The organism is Paracoccus sp. (in: a-proteobacteria) (assembly GCF_046462195.1).
Lineage (GTDB): Bacteria > Pseudomonadota > Alphaproteobacteria > Rhodobacterales > Rhodobacteraceae > Paracoccus.
Genome location: NZ_JBKGUN010000121.1, coordinates 1 through 9,148 on the forward strand (window position 1 = coordinate 1; position 9,148 = coordinate 9,148).

Sequence of the window (9,148 nt, forward strand, 5' to 3'; positions counted from 1 at the left end):
TAGCCTCCAGCCGCATCGTCTTCCTGCTCCTCTGGGTGCTTCAGGCCTGGCAAGGGGACCTGCTGGACGAGCACCCTGTTCTGGCTGACCGAGGCGCCGGTGGCGCGCCTTCGCCCTTTCCTTCTCCGGAGCCGTGGCCGCTCGCATGTCGACGATCTGCGGGTGTTGCGCGGCATTGTCTTCGTTGAGCGCCAGGGCTTGCGGTGGTGCGATGCCCCGAGAGGATGGGGGCCGGCCAAGGACCCTCCACGATCGCTCGAAACGCTGGAGCGATAACGGGGTCTTCGGCTCCATCATGATCGGTCTGGTCGCCGAGGGTGCCGATGCAAGGACGCATCATGATCGACGCAACGCATCGGAAGGCGACCGCAGGAGTGGCAGCCTGCGCGCGAAAAGGGGGGCGCGGTCGCCCGATCGGTCGATCAAAAGGCGCCATGACCACGAAGCCGCATGCCGTGACCGATGCGAAAAACCGCCCCATCCGGCTCTTGATGCCGGCAGGTCAGAAACGGCGACCACACTATGGCGCGGCGGCGCTGTTGGGGTGCCTGCCCGGGAGTGACTGGCTTTTGGCAGCCCGGGGACAGGATGCTGACCCGGAGAAGAAAAGTGTTGGAGAACAGGGGAACAAGAGCGTGCGCCCCCGGAGGGGTCGCAGGAAGACAGCGAGATAGGATAAGAGCCGCCACAAGGGACGCAAGCGCCTCGCGATCATGGTCGGTCTCGGTTGAAGGACGAAAGACGGGTCGTCCGAGAGCTCACGACAGGTGCCCCGCCCCCCTTTCCGCGATCGCATTGGACGCAACTGTCCTTGTCTGCCGGGGAGCAAGAACGACATTAGCAAAAAGCTGTCGGATGCATCCTGTATAGGCCAATTGCCGTTGAAGTACATTGAATCCGCAGTTGAATGAGGAGACCGCGCACCTCGAAACACTGCAGCCACGCGTGGGGTCGCCTCGCCTTTATGGTCACAGACCGTATCGCGCTCTGCGGCTTCACAAATGGCGTCAGCATCTGCCGAGGCATTCTTTTGCCGCTTCATGGAAGGCTCCCCGCAAGCTGGAGGAATCAGCCGCGCCTTGTGATCCAGCTTGCCAACCCTCCAGCCTCGGATACGGTCGCCGGATCAGGTACCCCTAGCCAAGCCATCGCGCCGCTACCGGCCGAAGAGCTCCAGCATCGGCCCTTGCCGCAGCCGCTTGCGGAGCACAGGCCGCTGGCACCATTTGCACCGTAATCCTGGAGCAAATGCTTTGCAAAAGCGATCGAAACCATGCTGAACTCGCTCTCCGCCGCGTCTTGAAGTGGACCAAGACATGCTTGCCATGACACAGAAAGACTGAGTGTCTGCAGCATAAGAGCCGGACGCAGCTACTGCTTCAAGGCTAGCGCCGCTGACAGCGGGTCGTTGCTTACCTTGTCGCTGTCGAACCGGATCCCGGTCTCGATGTGGCGAAGGTGGTCGTCCAGCAGCGAAAGTGCCCGTGCTTCGTCACGCGCTTCGATGGCGTCAACGACCAGCGAATGCTCGTCATCGGCACACAGGGTTGCATGGCCGCTGCCATAAAGCCCGATGATCAGCGAACTCCGCATAGTCAACTCGTCGACATAGCGCGCCAAGACCGGATTGCGCCCGATGCTGGCCATCAGAATATGGAACATCCGGGACAAGCGGATGGCGCGGGAGCGATTGTCCTGACCCCGCGCGGCCTCCTCCTCGGTGAGATGAGCCCGAAGCGCGGCAATGTCCTCGGCGGTGGCTGAGCGTAGGACGTTGCGACAGATCGTGGCCTCGATGGCGCGGCGCGCCTGAAACACGTGCCGGGCGTCATCCAGCGTGGGCGTCGCCACGGAGGCACCACGATGGGGCAAATGCTCGACCACGTTCCACGCCGTGAGCATCGACAATGCCCTTCGTACGTGGACACGGTTGCAGCCGAAAATGTCGGACAGTGCCTGTTCGCCCAACCTGGTGCCAGCACGGAGCCGCTGATCGGCAATGGCGTCAAGAATGCTGTCGGCGATACGGGTTTCCAATGCTTTGTCCATTGTTCTCAGATCGCAGCTTTGACAGGCATCTGCAACATAGATGCGCCTTTCCAAAAAGCATTAAAATAATGTTACGGATTGTTAACAATTTATGTTAGCAATGATGCTGCCGATAATGGAGACTGTAATGAAGCTGGTCGTGATCAACCCCAATTCCACAGCATCGATGACTGACAAGATATTGGCTTCGGCCCGTGCCGTGGCCTCCCATGGGGTCGAGGTGCAGGGGCGAACTGCCCATGGGGCCCCCAAGAGCATCGAAGGCCATTTTGACGAAGTCATGTCGGCCGCCCATCTGCTGCGTGAAGTCCAGGAAGCTGAAGCCGAGGGGGCCGACGCGATAATCGTCGCTTGTTTCGACGACCCGGCCATTGGAGCCTGCCGCGAGGTCGCGACGGGACCTGTCCTCGGCATCTGCGAGGCCGGGATCAAGGCCGCCAGCATGATTGCCACTTCGTTCTCCATTGTCACCACCCTTCCGCGATCGGTTCCGGTGATCGAGGATCTGGTGCGCAAATACGGGCTGGATCACCAATGTCGCCGCGTGCGCTCGGCCGAGATCCCGGTGCTGGCGCTGGAGGAACCGGGCTCGAACGCCCGCCAGCTGGTCCGTGCCGAGATCCTGCGCGCCATCGAGGAAGACCGTTGCGAGGCGGTGGTTCTGGGCTGTGCCGGCATGTCCGACCTGACCGAGTGGCTGAGCCACGAAACCGGCATCCCGGTCATCGACGGCGTGACCGTTGCCACGAGATTCGCCGAGGCCATGGTCGGGGCGGGGCTGAAGACATCCAAGATCGGCGCCTACGCGCGACCGATCCAAAAATAAGATAAACCGCCACATCCTCAGACAGGGAGTCTGACACATGACCCATACGGGAGTAGCTGCAGATCACGCGCCGCTTGCGGCCCAGGTCGCAGATGACAAAAAGCTGGGCGAGGAGTCGCTGGCGCCCCAGCAGGTGCGCATCATGGACCCATGGTCCTACCTGTTCGCCTGGCTGGGCGGCTGCGTCAGCATCGGGACCTTTACGGTGGGGTCGGGCCTGGTGGGCACGCTGAACCTGATCCAGACTGTGCTGGCCATCGCCATTGGCTGCACGGTGATCGGCGTCGCCCTGATGATCAATGGACGTGCGGGCCACAAATACGGCATTCCCTTCATGGTGCAGGCACGATCTGCCTATGGTTTCTCAGGAACGAAACTGCCGGCACTGGTCCGCTCGGTTCCGGCCGTCGTCTGGTACGGCTTTCAGAGCTGGATCGGCGCAGGCGCGCTGAACCTCGTCAGCGAAACGATGTTCGGCTACTCCAACATCTGGCTGTTCTTCATCGGGTTCCAGTTCCTGCAGATCGGTCTGTCCGTCTTGGGCTTCCATGGCATCAAGTGGCTGGAAAACATAGGCGCCGTCTTCATCATTGGCGCACTGGTCTACATGTTCTTCAGCGTCATCGGCCGTTACGGCGACCAGATCAGCACCAACCTGATTCAGGCAGAGGGTACATGGGGCGCACCCTTCTGGGGCGCGACCATGCTGTTTCTGGGTGTTTATTCCACGATGATGCTGAATGTGTCGGATTATTCTCGCGAATTGCAGCATAAGGTGGGATCGGGACGACAAGTGCTCATTTATGCCAATTCGATCCTGCCGGCGACGCTGTTCATGGGGCTGATCGGATTGATGGTGTCGTCGGCCACAGGTGAGGTCGATCCCATTCGGGTCTTTGCCAGTGCGGTGGACAACAAGATCCTGCTGGTCGTGACACTACTGTTCATCGCCTTTGCGCAGGTAACGACCAACATCCTGAACAATGTCGTGCCACCGGCCTATGCGATGATGGATGTCTTCAAGCTGTCCTTCCGCACCGCCGCGGTGATCGTGGGCCTGCTTGCCTTCGCCACCTTTCCCTGGCTGCTGGTGCGCGACGAATCCGCAGCGGGCTTGGGGCTGTTCATCCAGACCTACAGCGCGTTCCTGGGTCCGATCTTTGCCATCTTGGTTGTCGATTATTATGTCATCCGTCGTCAAAGCCTGAACTTGGCGCAGTTGTACGACGAAAATGGCCCTTATCGCGGCATCAACCCGGCCGCCTTCATTGCGACGGCGATTGGCGTCGTTGCAGCGCTCAGCTTTTCAGCAATCAGCTGGTATGCAAGCCTTGTCCCCGCTGGCGTCAGCTATCTGTTGCTGATGAGATACTTGCCTTCTGCACGCCGCTTCTCCCTTTAGGAGCCAGCGGGACGCATTTCTGCGATGGCATTTTTCCTGCGGGCAATGCCATAGAGAGGTCGGCCAGGCCTGATCTGGGGCTCAGTCTTGTTTGGAAACGGCTCTGCGGCGTTCATACCGCTGCAAAGCCACCCAAGGCAACGCTGTTGCAGCAAATCCCATAAAGTTTACCGCCACTCGCCAGTGCTCTACCCGAAGACGGACCAGCCGGTGAACTTTGACAGTCTTTCAGCAGCTACCGTTCCCGCCAGAGGATTGCCGCTGTCGTCCAGTCCCGGTGTCCATATGGCGATGGATGCCTGCCCCGGCACGATCATCAGCAGGCCGCCACCCACTCCGGATTTGCCGGGGATTCCCACCCTGAACGCGAAGTTGCCGGATCCATCATACTGTCCGCAGGTCATCATCAGCGCATTGATGCGGCGCTGCTTTTCGCGGGACAGCAACGAGGGGTCCGGTCCGATCCCCGCAAACACCCGCCCGGCATGAGCCAGCTGCACACAGTTCATCTCGATGGCGCATTGGTGAAAGTAGGCCTTCAGCACGGTGTCAGGCGGCGCATTGAGGTTTCCGAAGCTGCGCAAGTAATGAGCCAAGGCCGCATTACGGTGCGAGGTCAGGGCCTCGGATCGGGCCACAGCCTGATCGATGTAGATTTCCTCGTCGCCCGCAGCGGCGCGCAGAAAGGTCAGCACCTCGGCCATGGCCTGGTCAGGACTGCGTGCGCCCAGCAGTTCGTCCGTCACCACCAATGCGCCCGCGTTGATGAAGGGGTTCCGGGGGCGACCCTTTTCGTGCTCTAGGAGGAGGATCGAGTCAAACTCGTCTCCGGACGGTTCCCGCCCGACCCGCTGCCAGAGCTGTTCGCCAATGCGCCCCAACACGCAGGCCAAGGAAAACACCTTGCTGATCGACTGGATCGAGAAAGTTTGCCCCGCCTGCCCGGCCTTCAGCAACTGCCCATCGGCCAGCACGATGGCAACGCCGAACTGCGCAGGATCGACTTCAGCCAGTTCGGGAATGTGATCCGCCACGTTGCCCCATTCGGCGCGCTCGCGAATCTCTGCGTCCAGATCATCCAGAAAGTGGCTCAGCGTTTGTGTCATACAATCCTCAGGTCGGGCAGGGCCCAAGGAACGGACCGGCACAGGAGTGGCTGCAACGCATTCAAGCCTGCAAATGTTGCGTAAGATCGTTTGAATGCTGCCTGATGGTCAGGCAAAAGCTTCTACTCGGGACAAGACGGTGACGGTCCTCACCCGGATCGGCGAGAGGAAGGCTAACCCCCGTTTTCAGCACAACGGCAAGTGCTGCCTGATCATTTCCCGAACCACCCTGTAAATTTAGCCAACTTGACGGACGGGACCGCGATCAGTTAGGCCAAAAGCCATTAAATACCGCATTCAGAGTTTGACGATAAGTGCAAGCTAAATGTGGTGCTTGTATGTGTGATGAGTAAGGTGGGACCATGACAGCGGCAGACATGTGGGCTGGCGTGCCAATTGCGAACGGCAGCCGATTTGATGCAATCGTTGTCGGGTCAGGAGCCGCTGGCGGTGTCGCTGCGGCGCGACTGTGCGAGGCGGGCTTCAAGGTGGCGGTCCTTGAGGCAGGCTCCCTTGGCTCCCGTCCGGCCAACCCCGTGACCAGATCGCTGACGGCAGTGGCCCGGTTTCTCGAAAAGGTCGAAGCAGAGCGCAGGCTTCCCCCCAATCTTGCGCGCCTTGGCGAGCGCGCCTTCCGTCTGCTGGGCCGTGCCCGCCAACCTGTGCAGTCGAAATGCTTTGCCTGGGCAATGGCACCCGATCTGCTGGTCGATGATCGTGACTGTCCGTATCAGACCGAGGAAAACAGCGAGTTTTTGTGGTTTCGCTCGCGTCAGCCGGGCGGGCGCATGATCGTGCCCGGACACGGCAGGCAGTATTACAGGCTTGCCGGGATGAAACTTGCAGGCTCGGATAGCAACGAGATCAACTGGCCATTCGGGACAGAAGACCTCGATGAATGGTACGGTTGGGTAGAGGACAAGTTACAGCTGAAAGGCGGGGCTCAACCTTTGCACGCGCCCAAAAGTAGCCGATTGGCGGACATCCTGGCGCCAACGGGTTCAGAACAGGCGATCATGGGCGTCATCCAAGCGCGATGGCCTCAGGCGCAGCCTGTCCTGGGGAGTTTTGCAGCGCCATCGCAATGGCTGGAACAAGCCGCCGGCACCGGCCGCCTCGTGTGTCAAGCAGGAGCCGTGGTGCGGCGTGTTCTCAAGGATGACAATGGGGCTGCCGAGGGTGTGGAGTGGGTTGACAGCCGCACCGGCGACGTTCGGAACGCATATGCGCCGACCGTATTCCTCTGCGCATCGGCGATCGAAAGCACGCGAATTCTGATGCTTTCCCGCCCGACTGAGGCAAGTTCGCGCGTTGGAACAGGCTCATCTGCGCTTGGCTGTTATCTTATGGATCATGCGGTGATGAGCGGGCATGGCTTTCGATCCAGGCTAGACGATGTCCTGCCCGAACAGTCGGAGCCGGGGCGTTGCATCCACATCCCTCCGCACGAAGCATTGGATGGATCCGTCAGCTTGCAAATCCACGTCCATTCCAGACCCGGCGGAGGCGCGCGCGTCGATATCGTCTCCTTCGCCGAAATGCTTCCGAACCCGTGGAATCGGGTGACGCTCTCTCCGACGCAGCGTGACCGGTATGGCATGCCGGTTCCGGTCATTCGTTTCCAGCACTCGGAAGAACAGCGCACCAAGGCGCGCCGTCAGGAAGAGATCATCCGCCAGTTAGCTGCGGACCTAGGCCTGACGGATCTGGTGGTGAATACCGATCTGTCGCCCGGAGGGATGAGCGTTCATGAATGCGGAACGGCCAGAATGGGCACGGATCCCGCCACCTCCGTGGTGGATACAAACAACGAGTGCTGGGATGTTCCAGGCCTCTATGTGACCGATGGCGCATGCTTTCCAAGGCAGCATGTCCACAACCCCACCCTGACGATCATGGCTTTGACTGCGCGCGCAGCGGCACATGCGGCTGCGCGCCAATTCCGATCATTGCAGGCTGCTTAGCCCGCCGCGGCCAGCTTCCGGGCGATCAATGCCATAAGGGGGGTGGGATAACGCATCCCCAGCGTGACAATGCATGTCCGGTCAAGAATATCGAGCGTGCGTGCACACATGTCTGGCGTATATACGATGTCGCGCTTGGCCCAAGCCCAAGGGTTCATTTTGGGGTGAAACGTCCGCTTCTGCAGAATTGGCTCCCAGTTCGTGTAAAGGTGCTTTGAACTGTCGCGCAGCCGGTTATGAACGCCACGCCTCCCCGTCAGTTCGATTGCCTTTTCCCGCGTGGGGGCCAATATCGACAGGCTGACGGCGGATTGGGGGTCATTGTGCGGCGTGACCCTGAACTCCTGGCTTTGCGCAAGGATGTTGGCCAGAACGGCGCGCCGCTTCTGCATCCGGCGCAGCATCGGAACCACTTTTTGCAACTGAACCCTGAGCATTGCGCCGTCAATTTCAGTGACCTTCAGGTTCATTCCCACAAATTCTGGTTCATTGAGCTGGTCTCCGTGTTGGCGGACCAGCGATCCCAGATCGTGATAGCTTCGGGCACGGATGAAATAGCGTTCGTCACTTGTCAGAACAGCGCCGCCCTCGCCGATGTTCATGTTTTTCATCTTGTTGAAGCTGAAGGCACCGAGATCCCCGATCGCCCCGCAGTGCCTGTCCTTGTAGCGGACGCCGACGCCCTGACAGGCATCTTCGATGACGATCAGGCCGTGCTCTTTCGCAATCGACATGATGGCGTCCATGTCGCATGGCGCATTGACCATATGGACCGGAATGATTGCGCGGGTGTAAGGGGTTATCTTTGCGCGAATGTCATCCGGATCGATGGTCAGGGTTTCATTGATGTCCACGAGCACAGGCACGGCGCCAACCTGCACCGGCGCTGCGGCTGTGGCCATCCACGTGTAGGCCGGTACCAGCACCTCATCCCCGGGACCGATTCCGGCAGCCGCCAGCGCGGCAACAAGCGCACTCGTACCAGAGTTTACGGCCAGCACATGCTTGGCGCCGGTCGTTTCGCCGAGTTCACTCTCAAATTTCGATGCCAGGTTCGCACCGGGGTCATAGCGCAGCAGATGACCGTTTGCGATGGCGCGTCCGACTGCAAACCACTCTCTTAGACCGACGTCTGGCACTGTTCGCTCCATATCACAGATGGTACGGGAACGCGCGCTTCGTGCGGTTGTTCACATCCCGCACCGGGGTCATTATGGCAAGGGGGACTCCCGAGCCAGTTTCGCATAGCCGTCAGTTACCTGAGCTTTGAGCCAATAAGCATACCATGAACAGCGGTGTCAAAGGTACTTTTGCAAAGTAGCAAAAGCTATAATCATCCCGGTTTCATGCGTAAAGTACCGGCTACATCCGCATGTCTTCCCACCAGACGGCAAGACAAAGTTCTTGGTGGTTCCGGCTGCCAAGCATGAGCAAATCGTTATTTATGGCTACGAATTTTTGGGGGCGTTCGTGCCTTTATATAGTATTAGTACAGGCGGCCACTTTAGGAAATGCTACTCCAGAACTTTGTCGCCATCGACGACCGTGTTATAAATTCTCCGGCGCTAAACATAACCCAATTTCTAATTATAGCTGCAACCATGAGGAAATTGTATATACAAAATCATCCTCAGCAAAGAATTTCCAAAAGAAGGGAAGGTGAAATGCTCGATATGCTTCATGCGAGTACTTGCCGCAGGTGAGAGCCTTGGCTAGTGAAGGGTCCTCTTCGGTTAGATCATGTTGACAAACAGCGGAGCCAGAGGCGGATCGCTGTGATGTCGATGAGCCCAAGGAAGCC

At 59.4% G+C, this 9,148-nt stretch carries 6 protein-coding genes and 1 pseudogene; 4 read left to right on the forward strand and 3 right to left on the reverse strand.

Annotated elements, in window-relative coordinates; translation table 11 throughout:
• Positions 1 to 75: 75 nt before the first annotated feature.
• Positions 76 to 870 (forward strand): annotated as a pseudogene (locus ACLHHB_RS07760) (IS5 family transposase).
• A 501-nt stretch (positions 871 to 1,371) separates the two neighbouring features.
• Here ACLHHB_RS07760 and ACLHHB_RS07765 read toward each other — a convergent pair.
• Positions 1,372 to 2,037, reverse strand: coding sequence for a GntR family transcriptional regulator (locus tag ACLHHB_RS07765; RefSeq protein WP_410217699.1), 666 nt, complete (start codon positions 2,035 to 2,037; stop codon positions 1,372 to 1,374).
• Positions 2,038 to 2,176: 139 nt separating this feature from the next.
• On the opposite strand from ACLHHB_RS07765, the gene ACLHHB_RS07770 reads away from it, so the two are divergent.
• Positions 2,177 to 2,875: an aspartate/glutamate racemase family protein gene (locus ACLHHB_RS07770; RefSeq protein WP_410217700.1), complete on the forward strand. Its 699-nt coding sequence runs from the start codon at positions 2,177 to 2,179 to the stop codon at positions 2,873 to 2,875.
• Between the two features lie 37 nt (positions 2,876 to 2,912).
• Positions 2,913 to 4,277: an NCS1 family transporter gene (locus ACLHHB_RS07775; RefSeq protein ID WP_410217701.1), complete on the forward strand. Its 1,365-nt coding sequence runs from the start codon at positions 2,913 to 2,915 to the stop codon at positions 4,275 to 4,277.
• 188 nt (positions 4,278 to 4,465) lie between these two features.
• On the opposite strand, the gene ACLHHB_RS07780 is transcribed toward ACLHHB_RS07775, so the two are convergent.
• A complete protein-coding gene (locus ACLHHB_RS07780) occupies positions 4,466 to 5,383 on the reverse strand; it encodes a glutaminase (protein WP_410217702.1) in 918 nt (305 codons plus the stop codon).
• A gap of 362 nt (positions 5,384 to 5,745) precedes the next feature.
• Here ACLHHB_RS07780 and ACLHHB_RS07785 point away from each other — a divergent pair, with 362 nt between their 5' ends.
• The gene (locus ACLHHB_RS07785; RefSeq protein WP_410217703.1) at positions 5,746 to 7,347 is read left to right on the forward strand and encodes a GMC oxidoreductase; all 1,602 of its coding nucleotides are present in this window, start codon (positions 5,746 to 5,748) and stop codon (positions 7,345 to 7,347) included.
• Here ACLHHB_RS07785 and ACLHHB_RS07790 read toward each other — a convergent pair.
• Complete coding sequence (locus ACLHHB_RS07790; RefSeq protein WP_410217704.1) at positions 7,344 to 8,486, reverse strand: DegT/DnrJ/EryC1/StrS family aminotransferase; 1,143 nt, start codon at positions 8,484 to 8,486, stop codon at positions 7,344 to 7,346. The genes ACLHHB_RS07785 and ACLHHB_RS07790 overlap by 4 nt on opposite strands.
• Positions 8,487 to 9,148: the final 662 nt, after the last annotated feature.

Excerpts from the sequence above, each read along its gene's own strand:
- ACLHHB_RS07770 (WP_410217700.1), top strand. The coding sequence starts at position 2,177 with ATGAAGCTGGTCGTGATCAACCCCAATTCCACAGCATCGATGACTGAC.
- ACLHHB_RS07775 (WP_410217701.1), top strand. The coding sequence starts at position 2,913 with ATGACCCATACGGGAGTAGCTGCAGATCACGCGCCGCTTGCGGCCCAG.
- ACLHHB_RS07780 (WP_410217702.1), bottom strand. The coding sequence starts at position 5,383 with ATGACACAAACGCTGAGCCACTTTCTGGATGATCTGGACGCAGAGATT.
- ACLHHB_RS07785 (WP_410217703.1), top strand. The coding sequence starts at position 5,746 with ATGACAGCGGCAGACATGTGGGCTGGCGTGCCAATTGCGAACGGCAGC.